General features: G+C 35.7%; 18 protein-coding genes. 3 read left to right on the top strand and 15 right to left on the bottom strand.

The annotated features are described in order from the left end of the window. Positions 1-2 precede the first annotated feature (2 nt). On the top strand, positions 3-746 hold the full coding sequence (locus tag J2786_RS19245; protein ID WP_047428222.1) for a phage tail-like protein: 744 nt from the start codon (positions 3-5) through the stop codon (positions 744-746). 72 nt (positions 747-818) lie between these two features. On the opposite strand, the gene J2786_RS19240 is transcribed toward J2786_RS19245, so the two are convergent. After that, positions 819-1,859, bottom strand: coding sequence for an NAD(P)H-dependent glycerol-3-phosphate dehydrogenase (locus J2786_RS19240; protein WP_052186838.1), 1,041 nt, complete (start codon positions 1,857-1,859; stop codon positions 819-821). 225 nt (positions 1,860-2,084) lie between these two features. On the opposite strand from J2786_RS19240, the gene J2786_RS19235 reads away from it, so the two are divergent. Beyond that, the gene (locus J2786_RS19235; protein WP_047428225.1) at positions 2,085-3,113 is read left to right on the top strand and encodes a M23 family metallopeptidase; all 1,029 of its coding nucleotides are present in this window, start codon (positions 2,085-2,087) and stop codon (positions 3,111-3,113) included. A gap of 306 nt (positions 3,114-3,419) precedes the next feature. Here J2786_RS19235 and J2786_RS19230 read toward each other — a convergent pair whose 3' ends face one another. The 5 genes from J2786_RS19230 to bamJ form a co-directional block, all read right to left on the bottom strand. Further along, positions 3,420-4,592, bottom strand: coding sequence for an MBL fold metallo-hydrolase (locus tag J2786_RS19230; protein ID WP_047428228.1), 1,173 nt, complete (start codon positions 4,590-4,592; stop codon positions 3,420-3,422). Positions 4,593-4,609: 17 nt separating this feature from the next. Then, entirely contained in the window at positions 4,610-5,263 is a 654-nt protein-coding gene (locus J2786_RS19225; RefSeq protein WP_047428231.1) for an NAD(P)-dependent oxidoreductase, read from the bottom strand. Between the two features lie 58 nt (positions 5,264-5,321). Then, positions 5,322-5,732: an Rrf2 family transcriptional regulator gene (locus tag J2786_RS19220; protein ID WP_047428234.1), complete on the bottom strand. Its 411-nt coding sequence runs from the start codon at positions 5,730-5,732 to the stop codon at positions 5,322-5,324. Positions 5,733-5,798: 66 nt separating this feature from the next. Further along, positions 5,799-6,749 carry a hypothetical protein gene (locus J2786_RS19215; protein WP_047428238.1) on the bottom strand — a complete coding sequence of 317 codons (951 nt, stop codon included), beginning with the start codon at positions 6,747-6,749 and terminating at the stop codon, positions 5,799-5,801. A 139-nt stretch (positions 6,750-6,888) separates the two neighbouring features. After that, complete coding sequence (gene bamJ / locus J2786_RS19210) at positions 6,889-7,323, bottom strand: BamJ family beta-barrel-assembly machinery protein (protein ID WP_051934256.1); 435 nt, start codon at positions 7,321-7,323, stop codon at positions 6,889-6,891. A 298-nt stretch (positions 7,324-7,621) separates the two neighbouring features. Here bamJ and J2786_RS19205 point away from each other — a divergent pair, with 298 nt between their 5' ends. Further along, on the top strand, positions 7,622-8,629 hold the full coding sequence (locus tag J2786_RS19205; RefSeq protein ID WP_047428241.1) for a catalase family protein: 1,008 nt from the start codon (positions 7,622-7,624) through the stop codon (positions 8,627-8,629). Between the two features lie 99 nt (positions 8,630-8,728). Here J2786_RS19205 and J2786_RS19200 read toward each other — a convergent pair whose 3' ends face one another. The 9 genes from J2786_RS19200 to J2786_RS19160 form a co-directional block, all read right to left on the bottom strand. Continuing rightward, positions 8,729-9,142 carry a nuclear transport factor 2 family protein gene (locus tag J2786_RS19200; RefSeq protein WP_047428244.1) on the bottom strand — a complete coding sequence of 138 codons (414 nt, stop codon included), beginning with the start codon at positions 9,140-9,142 and terminating at the stop codon, positions 8,729-8,731. Between the two features lie 3 nt (positions 9,143-9,145). Then, positions 9,146-9,673, bottom strand: a complete 528-nt coding sequence (locus J2786_RS19195; protein WP_047428245.1) for a TetR/AcrR family transcriptional regulator — start codon at positions 9,671-9,673, stop codon at positions 9,146-9,148. Positions 9,674-10,124: 451 nt separating this feature from the next. Then, positions 10,125-11,168: a TerC/Alx family metal homeostasis membrane protein gene (locus J2786_RS19190; protein WP_047428632.1), complete on the bottom strand. Its 1,044-nt coding sequence runs from the start codon at positions 11,166-11,168 to the stop codon at positions 10,125-10,127. Positions 11,169-11,253: 85 nt separating this feature from the next. Then, positions 11,254-11,862 carry a TerD family protein gene (locus J2786_RS19185; protein ID WP_047428248.1) on the bottom strand — a complete coding sequence of 203 codons (609 nt, stop codon included), beginning with the start codon at positions 11,860-11,862 and terminating at the stop codon, positions 11,254-11,256. A 67-nt stretch (positions 11,863-11,929) separates the two neighbouring features. Next, positions 11,930-12,877 carry a hypothetical protein gene (locus tag J2786_RS19180; protein WP_310026359.1) on the bottom strand — a complete coding sequence of 316 codons (948 nt, stop codon included), beginning with the start codon at positions 12,875-12,877 and terminating at the stop codon, positions 11,930-11,932. A 16-nt stretch (positions 12,878-12,893) separates the two neighbouring features. Then, the gene (locus J2786_RS19175; RefSeq protein WP_185097526.1) at positions 12,894-14,069 is read right to left on the bottom strand and encodes a toxic anion resistance protein; all 1,176 of its coding nucleotides are present in this window, start codon (positions 14,067-14,069) and stop codon (positions 12,894-12,896) included. A 2-nt stretch (positions 14,070-14,071) separates the two neighbouring features. After that, positions 14,072-14,629: a TerD family protein gene (locus J2786_RS19170; protein WP_047428250.1), complete on the bottom strand. Its 558-nt coding sequence runs from the start codon at positions 14,627-14,629 to the stop codon at positions 14,072-14,074. Next, on the bottom strand, positions 14,619-15,443 hold the full coding sequence (locus J2786_RS19165; protein WP_047428260.1) for a phosphoribosyltransferase family protein: 825 nt from the start codon (positions 15,441-15,443) through the stop codon (positions 14,619-14,621). The genes J2786_RS19170 and J2786_RS19165 overlap by 11 nt, the downstream gene beginning before the upstream one ends. Before the next feature lie 8 nt (positions 15,444-15,451). After that, positions 15,452-16,120 (bottom strand): HAD family hydrolase, encoded by a 669-nt coding sequence (locus tag J2786_RS19160; RefSeq protein WP_047428264.1) that lies wholly within the window; start codon positions 16,118-16,120, stop codon positions 15,452-15,454. Positions 16,121-16,243 lie beyond the last annotated feature (123 nt).

Raw genomic sequence — 16,243 nt, 5'->3', positions numbered from 1 at the left:
GTATGATACTGTTAAGCATTTTTTCAAATGCACAAGTTGGTATTAATACAAACTCACCCAATGCGAGCAGTGTTCTGGACATTAACTCATCCAATAAAGGAGTGCTTTTTCCGCAATATGATCTGCTTGTTCTGAACAGTACTTCAACGCCTGTTGCGAATCCCACAGACGGGCTTATGATCTACAATAACGGAGGAGCCTCAACATATCCGAAAGGATATTATGTTTGGGTAAGAAATCAATGGCAGCGTATTATAGTTTCCGGTTCAGAACCTCAGATAATGTCTCTGCTTATCAGTCCGGGAGTCCTTATTCCTACCGGAAGCACAAATAATACATTAGGAAACTTTGCAGTAACTTCCAATAAAATTGCAGGGGCATCACTGGGTACAGATAATTCCACTATTACACTGCCTGCCGGAACTTATATTGTAAGATATTCTGTGGATTCCAGCAATGCAAATAATAACAACGGAACGGCTAACACCCAGTATCTTTCTCAAAATTTTACCTGTACCCGTTCTTATCTGATTAATTCTGCTACGAGTGCAACCATTACGGAAACCAACAGAATGTGCCAGCTGTCAAGTTCTTTTACATTCTACCAGGGAAGTTATTTTTTAACACTGGCTGCCCCAACAACGATCCGTCAGAAATTTGAATTTGATACAGGAAATGGCTTTACTGCCAGCAATCTTAATGTCAGATCATCATTATCACTTGTCATTACTAAGATGAGCCTATAAAAAAACTTAAGCACTTTCTGTGCTTAAGTTTCATTATTTATGTTTAGCAGGACTTTCCCAAGTCCTGTTTTTTTAATTCAATTTTGCAGTCAGTTTTTTAAACTGCTTTTCAGCATTTTTACCTTCATACAAAATAGCATATACTGTATCAATAATCGGGAGTTTAAGATTTTTTTGTTTCGCTGTTTTATAAATGGAATCTGCAGCATAATATCCTTCTGCCACCATATTCATAGACTGAATGGCAGATTTTACCGTATATCCTTTTCCAATCAGGTTTCCAAGGTTTCTGTTTCTTGAGAAAAGCGAATATGCTGTTACCAGAAGGTCTCCCAGATAGGCGCTTTCGTTTACATCTCTTGGTGCTTCGTAAATTGCTTCCAGGAAGGTTTCCATTTCACGGATCGCATTGGAAACAAAGACTGCTGTAAAGTTATCTCCATAGCCTAATCCGCTTGCAATTCCCGCTCCGATTGCAAAAATATTTTTAAGAATAGCACTGTATTCATTTCCTAAAATATCTTTGCTTGTATGAACTTTGATAAAGTCTGAACTGAAGATTCCTTCAAGCTTTTCAGCAGTTTCATCTTCTACTGTAGCAATTGTAAGATAAGAAAGTCTTTCCATAGCCACCTCTTCAGCATGACAAGGCCCTGCAATAACAGCCTGGTTTCTGAAACCGATTTTAAATTCATCACGCAGATAATGCGCTACTACGTCATTTACTTTAGGAATAATCCCTTTAATTGCAGAAATAAAGATCTTATCCGAATAATCACATGTCATCTTATCCAACGTATCAGACAGGTAGATAGACGGTGTTGCCAGAACAATAACATCACAGGCAGCCACCAGCTCGTTAATATCTGTTGTCAGTTTTAAACTTTTCAGATTAAAATGTGCAGCGGTAAGATAAGTAGGGTTATGTCCACGAAGTTCAATGGCTCCTTTTACAAATTCACTTCTTACGCACCAGTGTACTATTTTGCAGTTTTCAACAAGCATTTTTACAATAGCGGTTGCAAAACTTCCGCTTCCTACAACTCCTACAGAAATATCCTTTTTATTCTTTTTTGGATTCGAAGATTCTGAAATAATTTTCTTTTTAGCCATAATTGGAATGTGAACTGCAAAGATATTAAAACAAAGACGTATCGCGGGCTTTGAAACTATGATAAAAGCCATTTTCTGAAAAAATTAACACTTCAACACAATTAAATAACTAATTAACCGTTAAATACAGAAAAAACTGAATTTTAAATAAAAATAACTCACAAAACTTATTTTTATTTAAATTTGCAGCTTCAAAACCGTTTTAAATTTACTAAGAGAAGAAATATGAAAAAATTTCTAAACAGCAAGAAGAACGTAAACATTCTCCTGGGAGGACTTTTACTAGTAGTTTTTGCACAAGGTGTCTTCATTGCGAAGCTCTTTTCTGAAAGAGATGACAAAACCTACGAAGTGAACCTTGTAAAAATAAACACTGAAAAAGACAGTGTAGATTATTTAAAAATGAAAACTGATCTTACTCTTGTAGATCAGACTGTTGCTCAACTCAACTCCTTCCTGAAGTCCAAAGACATCACTAATGAAAAGCTCATGATGCTCAGCCAGGACAGTATTTCAAATTCTATTTATCTTTCCAAACAGGCTAACCGATATAGCCAATATCTGATGGATCTTCAGAAAAAACTGATGCAGGTACCATTAGGAATGCCTACTGACGGATATATTTCATCTAATTTCGGGATAAGAAAAAATCCTATTCCATTCAAAACTGTTTTTGCTTCGGTAAGATCAAGTGCGGCAACAGAGGCAAAACCAACGGTAGCTGCAGCTGCAAAACCTGAAGTAAAAGCCGAACCTGTAGAGAAAATTATAGAACTTACAGACAGCTATGGAAATAAAAGAGAAGTAAAAGTGATGGTTACTCCAAAAGCAACTCCTGTGGCTTCTGCCCCAGCTCCTTCTGCCACTAAAACTGTTGCCGGAACTACTACAGCCAAAACTGCTGTTGCGGAAAAAAACAATCCACCTGCTGAGGCTGACCAAATGCAGTTTCATAAAGGGCTGGACATTGCGGTTGCCTATGGTTCCGATGTAAGAGCTGCTGCTGCAGGGACAATCATTTTTTCCGGACAAAAAGGAGGCTATGGAAACTGTGTAATTGTTTCGCATGGAAACGGGCTGGCTACTTTATATGGACATTTATCTCAGCTTGTTGCAAAAGTAAATGATAAAGTAAAAGTAGGTCAGGTCATTGCAAAATCCGGAAATTCCGGGCGTTCTACCGGACCTCATCTTCATTATGAAGTCCACAAAAACAATACTCCGATTAACCCGAAATTGTTTATGAATCTATAAAAAGAAAACTGTCTCATGAGAGGCAGTTTTTTGGTTTTAAAAAATAGAGTATTCATTTAAAGGCCTTTTTTAAACACGAAGAACACGAATAGTTTCACGAATATCACGAATATAATTCTCATGATCATAGATCTGCAGCATATGAAAAATCTGCGAGAGATTATTTTAACGCCAAGTTTTTAATTTGCTTTCTTTTGATTCTAGGGAGGCAAAGTTGGAATCAGCAAGCTGATTTGAGAGCTCTGGTGATATTTTATTGTTAATTCTTATGATACAAAAAAAACAGCTGCCAATGCAGCTGTTTTTTTATTTTAAAATTTTAAGCGTTCCTTTCGGGTGGGTAAATGTACCGTCCGGACCTGCAATATTTGAGTAGATGATATTTTTATTATAATCCTGAATATGGGTTACATTAAATCCAAGATGAGGTTCATGCCAGTAGACCATAAAAACATTCTTCGCAACTTCCACAGCGGTATATTCCACAGTGTCTGTACTGTTTTTTGAACTTCCTGCGGTTCCTGTAAACGTCATTGTTTTATTATCTTTAAAATCAAGAAGGAATTTTATAGTTCCAAAATCCACTTCTACTTTACGGCCTATTGCCGGATAAGGAGATTTCAGATCCCAGTCCATTTCTTTAAGATAAACCTTTACTCCCATTTCCAGTTCGCCTTTTCCTGGTAGATCAGGATATTTTTTAACCATGAAATCTACAATAGCAGATGAAGTTTTGTTTTCAGTAACTGCCTGTTTATAGTTTTCCAGATAGCTTTTCACAAAATCAAGTGATTGTGGTGATGTGGACAATTCTGCAAAATGAGAAGGAATAACCTTTTCAGGCTTCAGAGCCTTCATAGCATCAATCTGCCCTATCCATTGATCAATTGCTTTTATATTCTGCGTATCTGCCATCCAGAGATGTGAGCCAACAGAAACTGAAATCCCGCCTGCAATGGTTTTGATGGAAGGAATCCAAAGAAAACTGTGTGCCGGATCTTCCTGGTTTTGAATAATTTCAATTTTGTTTCCTTCAAGATCAGGAATTGAAGTAACTGCTTCAGGAATTATAATTTCCGATGGAGCATCTGCCTTCAACTGTGGTTTCCACACTCCCATTTTATCATCTTTTGATGCTGATATCAGATAAGCTGTCTGTGCTGTTGAAATAATCTTTGCATTCGGAAAAGCTTTTTTAATCACATCCAGTCCAAAGTAAAAATCAGGATCACTGTGAGAAATGAAAACCGTTTTCAGGTTTTTTCCTGTTGCTTTTATTTCTTTTACCAGCTGTTCTGCATATTGCTTCTGAAACTGTGCATCCACAAGTATGGCATCTTTATCTCCATAAATAATGGTAGAAGTGATAGGAAATATAGCTTTGGTTCCCGGATTATAAACTTTCACTTTTAGATTTCCTGCAAATATGCTGATGAATCCCAACAGTGCTAATAACGACCATAATTTTTTTTGTATCATTTCTGTTCTTTTATCGATTAGTAAGCTGCGGTGAAACGTTCACGGATGTGGTTATTCTGCTCCAATTCATCTACCAAAGCAACAGCTACATCTTCTACAGAAAGACGGCTTCTTCCGTTTTCATCAAATACCGGAGTTTCTAATGATGTTCTGTATTTTCCTGTTCTTTCTCCTACGTTCGCCTGGTTCATTTCGATAGCAGGGCTGAAGAATGTCCAATCCAGTGTATTGTTTTCTTTGATCTTGTTTAAATAATCTCTTGCTGCTGTTGCACCCGGCTTGTAAGCTTCCGGGAAATCAGGAGTATCTACGATCTGTACGTTATCCGGTGTGTAAAGACTTCCTGCTCCACCTACTACAATCAGTCTTTTTACACCTGACTGTTCTACAGCTTTTTCAATATTTTCAGAACCGTTTAAAAAATCGTTGTAAAGATTAGGATTCGTCCATCCTGCGTTGAATGTACTGATTACCGCATCACTCCCTTTCAATGCTTCAGCTAATTCATCTACATTGTTTACATCAACACTTTTGGCGGTTACATTTTCCTGTGTTTTTACTTTTGATGCATCTCTTACCAATGCTTCCACTGCATATCCTCTGTCTGCTAATTCTGATACTACGTGTGCTCCTACAAATCCTGTTGCACCGATTACTGCTACTTTTTTCATAATGTTTTATTTTTAATTAAATTGTAATAAATTTTGTTACATTTAAGGTTAAAAAATTTTATTCGAACTGGTCTGTGAATTTTTGTAATGACTTGTCTCCTAAAAAGTTTACAACCAATTGGTCTGTTTCTTCAAATAATGTATTTAAATGATTGTTGATCTCTTTTCCAACACTGCATGCCGGATTGGGATTCTGATTTTTTTTGCCTAATACTTCTGTATTTTTTACTGCTTTATAGATCTCAGAAATAGTGATCATTTCAGCATTTTTTGCAAGCTGGCTTCCTCCTTCTTTTCCCTGTCTGCTGATAATCAGACCTGCTTCTCTCAATACGCTGATTTCCTTTCGGATAATCACCGGATTCACATTGATACTACCGGCCATCCAGTCAGAAGTAAGCCACTCCTGAGGACTTTTTGCCAATAATGTCATAATATGTACTGCCGTAGCAAATCTTGTATTGTTCATTGTAATTACAGGGCAAAGATACACTTTTTTTTAAATGTAACAAAATTTATTACAGTTAAATTTTTCTTAAAGTATTAATTTGTCCAGATCCAGCAACAGATAATTGATGTTCTGATTAATGGTACGGGTTGCGGACTGCATCTGATTCAGCATGGCTGCCCGGTTATGAAGATCATCTGCCCTATAAAGGCCACCATCACTGAAAATCACCGACTTATCTGCCGCTTCTTTACTATCGTCAAACTGATAATGCAGCCATCGGGATTTCATATTTCCGATAATGGAATGTTCTTCTCTGTTGGAAAACTTTTTCTCTGTGTACATATACCAGATAAAAGGTGGAAAATTGGGTGACTCCAGTTTTTCTCTCCAGATATCTCTTAAAAGATTTCTCTGATGGATAAATTCTACTTTCCTACCTTTAGGATTAAGAGTTGCCAAACCAAAACCTGCTCCCAGAACTCCTCCACTAATATCAATGGCATTACTCCAGCCCTGATCATGCACAATTCCTCCTGCTATTGAAGCTGCTGCTCCTGCAATGATAGAATATAAAATAAGCTTATTATTTCTTGAAGAATTTAAGTTATCCACATAATTTCCAATCTGGGCTACTCTTTCTCCTTCACAGTCAAACTCTGCAGCCACCGCATCTAACTCTGTAAGAGCAATTGTTATTTTGCTGTTTATTTTTGTTTTTAACTGTAAAACTTTAACCTGTGAGGCCAGGGATGAGTCTTTTTTGAGATCAATAATTTCATGAACTTCATCTAAATTATCCAGTGCATTTAAGATGAGAATGCTCTGGTCAGAAAATACTTCTTTTAGGTCTTTATTGGCAGTTAAGATCGAATCAGAATTATAGGATGGAAGTTTATTGCTGTAGTTATATTTGAACGGAGCCTTACAATAGCTGTCTTTCAGCGTGAGAATATTCTGCTGAATAGCTTGATTCTTCCTGGAAACACAGGAAGTAAGAAGCCCGAAAACAATCAAAAGGTAAAAAAGTTTTTTCATTCAGTCATTTTTTGTGCAGGATTGATGAATTGTAGCCGGTTCATCTTCTTCTTCAACTTTACAATTATCAATACGAATATAGCACAAATAAAAAAATTTACCTGAAATCAGGTAAATTTTAATTTATTTTTAAGTAGGATTATTTAATATCCAACAATTCAACTTCGAAAACAAGGGTACTGTTTGGCCCTATTTCTTTGCTGATTTCCTGATCTCCATAGGCTAAGTGCGGAGGAATAATCAGTCTCCATTTGCTTCCGACCGGCATTAACTGAAGAGCTTCAGTCCATCCTGAAATAACTCTGTTTAAAGGAAAAGATGCGGGTGTACCTCTTTTTACAGAGCTGTCGAATACTTTCCCGGAAATAGTAGTTCCGTGATAATGGCATTTTACAGTAGATTTAGGACCTGGTTTTGCACCATCACCTTCTGTAATAATTTCATATTGCAAGCCGCTTGGTAACTGCACAACGCTTTCTCTTTTACCATACTCCTCCATATATTCTTTACCGTCTTTCAGGTTTTTTTCTGCTAATTCTTTTTTACGTTTAAATAACATATCTGCTACTCCCATATTATAATTTTTTACAAAGATAAGGCTTTTTAGGGTTGCAACGTGGAAGCACGATGAGGGAAGTTTAAAAGCCCAAAGCATTCCCGTACCAAACAACAGCTTTTTAATTCATTCTTATTAAAAAAAATCTAAACACTAATAATCAACAAGTTAAACAGTTTATTCTTTAATATTTATCAACCATATAATCTTACATTTCCTTATTTTTAAATATGTTTTCCACAAAATTCAAATAATTGTAATACTTATTTAACACAGATTTCGAAACTTGGCGTTATAATTGGATTTTAAAAACTAAATGCCAAATCCACTAAAATATAATAAGAAGTTTGATGAACTGAATGAAGAGGAAAAAAAGCTTCTGGAAATCAATAAAAAAACAATAGCAGATTTTGTTGAACAATCCTCTTCCATTAGTGATGTCAATTATGCCACCAGGAATGCCCATGCTAAAACGTATGCGGCAGCAAAGGGTACATTCCGGATAGAACCTGATATCCCGGAATCACTGCAGCCTTTTTTTGATAAGGAAAAATTTGACCTGACTATACGTTTTTCCAATGCTCAGCTGAAAATTAAGAATGCTAAAAAGGATATTCCTGCCTACGGCTTTGCGGTGCAGATCAGGGATGAAAGCGGTACACTGCTTGCCAATTATCCGCTGGTTAACTTCCCTTTGTTTCCCATTAATTCTGTTTCAACTTTTTTGAAACTGTTTACTGCTGTCAACAGATTTTACATCAAAAAATGGAGCAGCCTTTTTACACTGCTGCTTCAGGTGATTAAAATAGTTCCTTCCCTGGCAACAGGTGATATGGTTCGTAATATGATCAAACTTCTTGGTAAAAGAAATGATTTTATTCTTTCCTTCGACTATTATTCTATAGGTGCTTACCGGCTTGGGGATCATATTATCAAAATAAAACTGTCTCCTCAATCTGTGGATAAGAACATTGGAAAAAGACAGAAGGTAAAAGATTCCTTAAAAAACTATCTGCAGACACACGACTTTACTGCAGATGTTTTGATACAGATATGTTATGACCTGAAAGACCAGCCGATCAATAAGCTGAATGTAGAATGGAAAAATTCCCCATATATCAAGATCGGTGAGGTTAAAATAAATAAAGGTTCCTTACTGGATGAGCGCAATTGTACAAATGAGCTGCTGTCATTCAATCCTTTTGAAAGTAAGCTATTCTTTCAGCCAGTAGGAAAAATACAGAAACTGCGAGATGAAGCTTACAAAGTATCTATGCAAACAAGGAGAAAGATCAATAAGCTGCTGCATGGGAAAAACAGTTAATAAATGATGAGTTATGAATTATAATTTATTGACTGGATGTTTCAGTTTTAATAAACCTTAAAAAACAAAAATGACTGTTGTAGTAACAGTCATTTTATTTTATCGAAATTTTCGTTCTTCTTCTTTGATTGCCATATCATTGATGCTTGCATATCTTTTTGCCATGAGCCCGTTTTCATCAAATTCCCAGTTTTCATTTCCGTAGGCTCTGAACCAGTTTCCTTCCTGGGTCTGATATTCATATTCAAAACGAACAGCGATACGGTTGTCAGTGTGTGCCCAATATTCTTTTTTAAGGTGATAATGAAGCTCTTTTTCCCACTTTTTCTGTAGAAATACTACAATATTTTCTCTTCCATTCACGAATGTATCTCTGTTTCTCCATTCGCTGTCAATGGTATATGCTTTGGAAACCTTTTCAGGATCCTGACTGTTCCAGGCATCTTCTGCCATTTGAATTTTTTCCAGTGCCGTTTCAAGAGTGAAAGGCGGAAGCGGATGTTTCTGTTCCATAACTTATTGTATTAAATTGGTAACTATTTTTTTTGATTTTTCAATGAGTTCATTGGATTTAAAAAGCTGGCTTTCTATGATGCTGCTTTCAAAAAGCATGTAGATATGATCGGAAAGAGTATCATCATTCAATAATTCTAAAAAAAAATTTCTGAGATCAGCTTTATGAGACTGAATTACGCTGAGTATTTTAATATTATCCATTGGTATTTCCGAAAGAATATTCAGGAAGCTGCACCCACGGAAATTTTCTTTTTTATTCATATATATCAGGAAATCGAAAGCCTGGATGGTTTTAGATTTCGGGTCTTTTTCCTTTGATAGAAAACTATTGAGTTCACTGAACCAATATTCATGTCTTACCTTCAGAAATTCTACACATAGGTCTTCTTTGGATTTAAAATATTGATAAAAGCTTGCTTTGGCTACTTCTGCCTCGGAAATGATCTGATTGATTCCGGTAGAATTGTACCCTTGTTTTGCAAACAATTCGAAGGTTATTTCTACTATTCTTTCTCTTGGAGATTTCATATTGCTTTTCTTTTCTGGAACAAATGTATGAAAAAAAATAATATACAGACCAGTCTGTCTATTTTATTTTTAAAAAATTATTTGGTAAAATGTTGGAAACGCAAGGGCGCGAAGTTTTTATGAAAAATAATGTGTTAAGGCGCAAGGATTTTATCTTCGATAAAATTTAATACCGCTAATAATATGTCTCTGAATTATGCAAATAATTAGTAAGTATCCTTGAGTAAAGTATTTTGACAATCTTATTCCCCTTTTATCTCAAACCTTATAGGTTTTTGAAACCTATAAGGTTTACATCTTAAAAATTCAACATTGCTGAAAATCTTTGATTTTCTTGGGCCTTAAATAATATGCAAAATGCTAATCATCCGGGCGTTTTTCCAACAAAAAACACAAATAAAAAACCTCCAGAAATAAATTCTGGAGGCTTTATAGTATATTTTAAATACAATTATTTTTCATCCAATTCTTCCTTCTTCTCTTCTTCTTTTTCAGGGAAGATGATCGATAAAAGAACAGAGATTACCAATACTCCTCCTACAATTCCCAATGAAACCGGAGACGGAATATGAATCCATGGTGCGATAAGCATCTTAACTCCAATAAAAGATAGGATAATAGCCAATCCGTATGGAAGTTTGCTGAACATATGAATAAAGTTCGCTAACAGGAAATATAATGATCTTAATCCTAAAATAGCAAAGATATTTGATGTATAAAGGATGAACGGATCATTTGAAATCGCAAAGATCGCCGGAATGGAATCTACTGCAAAAAGAACGTCCGTAAATTCGATAACCCCTACAACTACTAAAAGGGGAGTTGCCATTTTGATTCCGTTCTGGATAGTGAAGAATTTATCTCCATCATAGTTATCGGAAACTTTCCAGAAGCTCTTGATCAATCTTGCTCCTGCTGTATTACTGTAATCTTCGTCATCGTCATCATCGCCATCACCCCATGATTTGATCCCTGCATACACAAGGAATAATCCGAATAATGTCATGACAACGTTGATTTTCACCGCTTCACCGAAGATATTCATTTCAGGAAGATACGTCAGATTGATTAATCCGACTCCTGCAAAGATGAAAATCGCTCTGAAGATCAGGGCTCCGATAATTCCCCAGAAAAGAACCTTATGGTGAAGAAATTTCGGAACTTTAAAGAACCCGAAAACCAGGATAAATACAAATAAGTTATCTACAGACAAGGCTTTTTCAATCCAATAGGCTGCCTGATACTGTGTAAATTTCTCTACTGCCAAAGCATGGCTTTCAGGGCTTCCGTCGGTATTAAATACCCAATAGACCACTCCTGAAAAAACCATAGAAAGCGAGATCCATACAATAGACCAGATGGTAGCTTCTTTGGAAGATACTTCGTGACTTTTTTTATTAAATACCCCTAAGTCCAGGAGCAGCATGATAACGACTGTTACTGCAAATCCCCACACCAGACCAGGGTGCAGTTCTAAAATACTTTGATGTTCCACTTGAGTTATGTTATTATATGATAAAAGCAATAGATGCACAGAGTACAAATATTGCTATTTTATTTATCGTTTGATTGACAATTGATTATAAGTAATTCATCTGCACTGTCTGGATCGTCTGCTCCAGCTTTTTATCTGCTGTAGGATCTCCGATTGCGTTGAATTTCCATTCTCCGTTTCTCTTATAGAAAACACCCATTACCATAGCAACGTGCCCGCTGAAAGAAGCATCATTTGCAATATCATATTTTGCAAAAACTTCTCTCACATTGGTAGGTGATCCTTCATAAATACGGATAGAAGCAAAAGGAATGGTTCCGAAATCCTGACCTCTGTAGCTGTTCAGTACCATTGCCACATGTTCTACATTCGGTTCCAATTGGCTGAAATCTACTGTGATTACTTCATTATCCAATCCGTCATCTCCATTTACGTCACCAGTAAGGTCATCTCCGCTGTGTCTTACAGATCCGTTTCTGGACTTAAGATTTCCAAAGTAGATTACTTCCGTAACGTTTTTGTTTGAATCATATAAAATACAGCTTCCGTCTAAGTCTACTGCTTCTTTTTTAGTTCCAAAAAATCCTTTCTTTTCAATTGCTCCCCAGTTGATTCCTACACAAGCCTGGGAAAGTTCAGCTCCATTTTCTTTTTTAAGGTTTATTCTCTGACCTTTTTGTAAGTTGATAGCCATCTTTTTATGTTTAGTTGTTATTTATTTTTTTGCAAAAAAGTTATTCTTTTTGCTTTCAAATTTCGTTCTAGTTATTATTCAGATTCAGGTTAAGCATCGCTCGCAGAATATTCGTTTCTTCATCGAAGTCAAATATTTTGCTCATAATGTCCATATTTTCCAGGTTTTTAATATAATCTTTCAAAACGCCTTCCACTTCTGCCGGCAACGTACGTTTTCTTTCATTCATACTATGTTCCAACTGCTCATTTTTATTTCTCAGCTGATCAATAATAGAGCTTTGGTTAGACTGATTTTCAGAAATATCCAGCTTATCCAGTTCTTTATCAAAAAGATACAATTTCTTTTCATCTACACTGAAAATAAAATAATCATCCGACTGAAAGATCTTAAACAGTTCATAATCATGGGTCCCGATAAGATAACCACACACAAAACGGACTTTAAATCCCTGTATATTAAGCCTTCCCAACAGTTTCCTTTCAATAGAATAGTCTTTATACTGATAGGCAGGAAAAGCATCGGATTTCAATAGTGTTTCATCTGTATTGGCCCTGTAAAATTCCTGAGCATATTTTTTATGAAAGTACAGTACATTTTCCCAATTGGCTGTAAAACTATCTTCCGTAAGATCTTTATACAACGTTTTCAAATGTTGCGAAAACACACCACTGTACATTTTCCTATCGGTCTGAAAGTTGTCTGCCTGTCTCTCTTCAAAACCTGATATATATTTACTGTTGATGTTAATTTCATTGATGACCGCCAGCATATCATTTTCCTTCTGCTTTTTAATTTTAGTCAGAAGTTCTATAAGGCTGTCGGTATACTGAAGGTGAAAAAGTTCCAGTTTATTGTAATCTAAAGCCGTATTTTCCTGGAACAGATTGTGGATAATATCTGTTTTGATGTAAATAGATATAATGTCAATATGTTCAAAAAAATTAGCGAGAAGCTTAAGCTTTGTTAATCTTCTTTTGCTTTGCGACAATATGGTTGCTGCATCATCCCCCACCTTGGTATCCTATAAATTAACCTCTGACATTTGCTTTAAGTTCATGCTCCAATGTCTGAAGATCCTGATTCAGTTTTCTTCTGTTATCAGCTCCCTGTTTCTGGATTTGTTTCACTTCATTCAACGTATTAATCAGCATGGATGTTGTTTCTCTTAATGTTTCCACAGATACAATAGTCTGCTCATTAGCTCTGGCAACATTCACAGAATTCTGGCCAAGACGCTCAGCATTCTTTCTTAAGATTTCTTCTGTAGTGGAAGAAACTTTCTGCTGGATTTCAATATTCTGCTGCTGTCTGTACATTGCTACAGCTAATGAAAGCTGGTTTTTCCATACAGGAAGTGTCGTGGTAAGAATCGTCTGTGCTTTTTCAGCAATAGAAACGTTGTTATTCTGTACCAGCCTGATCTGTGGAAGTGACTGCATCATGATCACACGCACTACTTTTAGATCAGCCATTCTTCGGTCTAATCTTGCAATGAAATCTCTTTTATCTGCAATCTGATAATCCTGAAAATTCTGAGGAGCAGCTTCCATTTGAGCAAGTTCAACGGCAGCTCTTTCCATTCTGATATTTCCTGCGATCACCAGCTCTTCAATCTGCTTGATAGAATTCACATTGCTCTCAAAAATAGTCTGAAGAACAGCATTATCTTTTGTAGAAGTAATGATTCCTGCATTTACTTTATAAGAAATCTGCTCGATATTGTTGATGATCTTATCGTATTTTGCAAATAAGTTCTCTACCTGAGTCATTACCTTCTTCATGAATGGCAATTTGCTCAGAAAGCTTTTCACTTTGTTTCCGTTAAGCTCTTCTACGTCTACATAATTAAGCTCTACCAAAAGGTCATTGATAAGTCCTCCAACTTCTCCGGAATTTGATCTTCTTACATTTCCTAAGAAGCTGTCACTCTGATTGGTTAATGTTTTCTGAAGTTCCGCTCCGAAGTTCACGATAGAACCTGGATTGGCTTCGTCAATAGAGTTCGCAAGAACTTCATATTTCTGACGTTCTTCTGACTGTAATTGTGTCAGATTTACATTTCCCTCTCTGTCCACAAGAACTGCAGGCGCTGCATTTTGTGCAGGCTGAGCCGGAGTTGGAGGAACCATTGGAGTAGGTTCAAAGGTTTTAAGAGGTTCTATTGATCCTAGCGGATCTATGGGTTGATTTTCCTGATTGTCCATGATTACTTCTGATAAATTGATACAAATTTCTCAAGGCCGTCTCTTTGACCTGCCCCTACAGCCTCAAATTTCCATTCTCCGTTTCGATTGTAGATTCTTCCGAATTCCACAGCAGTTTCGATTGAGAAATCTTCATCTAATTCATATTTTAAGATCTCTTCATTCGTATCTGTATTGAAAATTCTGATGAAAGAATTTCTTACCTGTCCAAAATTCTGTTTTCTTGAATCAGCTTCGTGAATCGTTACTACTACCGTAATTTCTTTGATTGCATCATCAATTTTTGTCAGATCAATTTTGATCTGCTCATCATCTCCTGATCCTTCTCCTGTAAGGTTATCTCCAGTATGGATCACAGATTTATCCGGAGACTCAAGGTTGTTATAGAAAATAAAGTGATTATCTGAAACTAATTTTTTGTCGTCCCCAAGCAAAAATAAAGAAGCATCAAGGTCGAAAGCTGTTCCTGTAGAAGTATTATTGATATCCCATCCTAAACCTACAGTAAATTTAGGTGCGTTAATGTTTTCTCTTTGTCCTTTTTGTAAGTTAATAGCCATAATATAATTCCGTTTGTGTTAAAGTATTGATGTTATTTTCGTATTCTTTTATTAAATGATAATTGTTGCTGATGGCCAGCTCCAAAAGCAAATCCATCTGTTCTCTTTTTACTTTAGACGTAAGATAATCAAAATTACTTGATTCCAGTCCTAAAATATATTTTACAATCCTTGTATTGAATTCAAAACTTTCTTTATTCATCACTTCTGCAACATGATTTACATTTTTCACTGCGTAATAATTGAAAAAGTTTTCAATTTTCGGGTCAAGGTCAAAATTCATCAGTTCTGCATAATACAGGAACATAAAGTCAGCCTCTACGCTATATTCGTCCAGAATTCTGTTGACTGTATATTCATGACTTCCCGTGATTTTTATATCGTCTATAAAAATACAAAGTTTTCCCCTCAAAAAATCTTTATCGATATAATAAGTATCATTCGCGATCAGATTTTTACGGTCTTCGAAATTAAGATTCCCATAATCTGTGATGTAAGTATGATTACGATTGATCTTAGATAAAATACTGGACTTCTTTCCTTTCTGAAACAAATAAAAATCCAGATGCTTTTTAAAGAAAAAACATAAGAAATTAGAAGCCGTAGGAATCGCCATATAAGGGCTTGGAAGTACTACAATCTCTTTGTCGGTATCTAAAAGCAATTCGTTTTCAGAAATAAATCCGTCGAATAATTCTCTCGCAAATTTTTCAGCATACGACTTATCGCCATATTTGAAATAGCTGTATTCTGCGGGTGAGAAAGTAAACTCATCTGCTGAATGAATGTGGTGTAAGCTGTATCTTTTATTCATGTTTATTTTTAGTGTTTAAGTAAGTGTGCACTGAAACCGAAGTTTTTTGCTCCCTGATAATCTGCTACGGGATTATCTCCGATATGCAGGATCTGATGCATAGGTAAATCCTGATCTTGGATATTATTCTTCACTTCCTGAAAAATAAGCGGGTTCGGTTTGGAACAGTTGATTTCATCAGAATAAATGTGGAAATCTATATACTGATCCAGGTTTTCGTGGATCAGGAATTTCCTCATGGTCGTTCCTTTGATAAATCCTGTATTGCTCAGAATATTGATGGTCTTTCCCTGATTTTTAATATCATCAAAAAAATCATGAAGATTCTCAAAAATCACAACAGGTCTGTATTCCAGAAACAATTCTTCACTTTTGTTGTAAAACTCATTGAGTTTTTCCTTGTTCAATTGCTTTACATCTATATCCAGAGAACCAAGAATCATCAGATAAATTTCAAAAGTGTCTATATTTCCTCCCGTGACTTCATTAATGGTATTGCAAAGATCATCGTAATATTTTACAGTTTTCGCAACTTCCTCTAACGGTTTATCTACGTTAAAAAATGAGGAGAACAGCTCAACTCTTTTTGCTTTAAATTCAGGATGAGATTTGATTAAAGTGAGCCACAGGTCAAAGGAAAAATGACAGTGGTTATGGATGTCGATATCTGTTTTCAATAGGTTTTAAGTTAAAAGTTTTTATTTAGCTTCTTGAAAAAGATTTAAAATTTTTTAATCATCAAAAAGTGTTTACCATACTATTCTTCCCAAAGATAAAATATTTATCATAAAAGCATTACG

It is taken from the genome of Chryseobacterium vietnamense (genome assembly GCF_031454475.1).
In the GTDB taxonomy this organism is placed as follows: domain Bacteria; phylum Bacteroidota; class Bacteroidia; order Flavobacteriales; family Weeksellaceae; genus Chryseobacterium; species Chryseobacterium vietnamense.
The sequence above is the reverse complement of the archived record's forward strand: the minus strand, read 5'-3'. Positions and strand labels throughout refer to the sequence as shown.

What these genes read in the sequence shown, in the direction of transcription:
- J2786_RS19240 (WP_052186838.1), bottom strand. Translation starts at nt 1,859, where the DNA reads ATGGCTAAAAAGAAAATTATTTCAGAATCTTCGAATCCAAAAAAGAAT.
- J2786_RS19230 (WP_047428228.1), bottom strand. Translation starts at nt 4,592, where the DNA reads ATGATACAAAAAAAATTATGGTCGTTATTAGCACTGTTGGGATTCATC.
- J2786_RS19195 (WP_047428245.1), bottom strand. Translation starts at nt 9,673, where the DNA reads ATGAAATCTCCAAGAGAAAGAATAGTAGAAATAACCTTCGAATTGTTT.
- J2786_RS19175 (WP_185097526.1), bottom strand. Translation starts at nt 14,069, where the DNA reads ATGGACAATCAGGAAAATCAACCCATAGATCCGCTAGGATCAATAGAA.
- J2786_RS19235 (WP_047428225.1), top strand. Translation starts at nt 2,085, where the DNA reads ATGAAAAAATTTCTAAACAGCAAGAAGAACGTAAACATTCTCCTGGGA.
- J2786_RS19170 (WP_047428250.1), bottom strand. Translation starts at nt 14,629, where the DNA reads ATGGCTATTAACTTACAAAAAGGACAAAGAGAAAACATTAACGCACCT.
- J2786_RS19245 (WP_047428222.1), top strand. Translation starts at nt 3, where the DNA reads ATGATACTGTTAAGCATTTTTTCAAATGCACAAGTTGGTATTAATACA.
- J2786_RS19185 (WP_047428248.1), bottom strand. Translation starts at nt 11,862, where the DNA reads ATGGCTATCAACTTACAAAAAGGTCAGAGAATAAACCTTAAAAAAGAA.
- J2786_RS19165 (WP_047428260.1), bottom strand. Translation starts at nt 15,443, where the DNA reads ATGAATAAAAGATACAGCTTACACCACATTCATTCAGCAGATGAGTTT.
- J2786_RS19220 (WP_047428234.1), bottom strand. Translation starts at nt 5,732, where the DNA reads ATGAACAATACAAGATTTGCTACGGCAGTACATATTATGACATTATTG.
- J2786_RS19215 (WP_047428238.1), bottom strand. Translation starts at nt 6,749, where the DNA reads ATGAAAAAACTTTTTTACCTTTTGATTGTTTTCGGGCTTCTTACTTCC.
- bamJ (WP_051934256.1), bottom strand. Translation starts at nt 7,323, where the DNA reads ATGGGAGTAGCAGATATGTTATTTAAACGTAAAAAAGAATTAGCAGAA.
- J2786_RS19225 (WP_047428231.1), bottom strand. Translation starts at nt 5,263, where the DNA reads ATGAAAAAAGTAGCAGTAATCGGTGCAACAGGATTTGTAGGAGCACAC.
- J2786_RS19205 (WP_047428241.1), top strand. Translation starts at nt 7,622, where the DNA reads ATGCCAAATCCACTAAAATATAATAAGAAGTTTGATGAACTGAATGAA.
- J2786_RS19200 (WP_047428244.1), bottom strand. Translation starts at nt 9,142, where the DNA reads ATGGAACAGAAACATCCGCTTCCGCCTTTCACTCTTGAAACGGCACTG.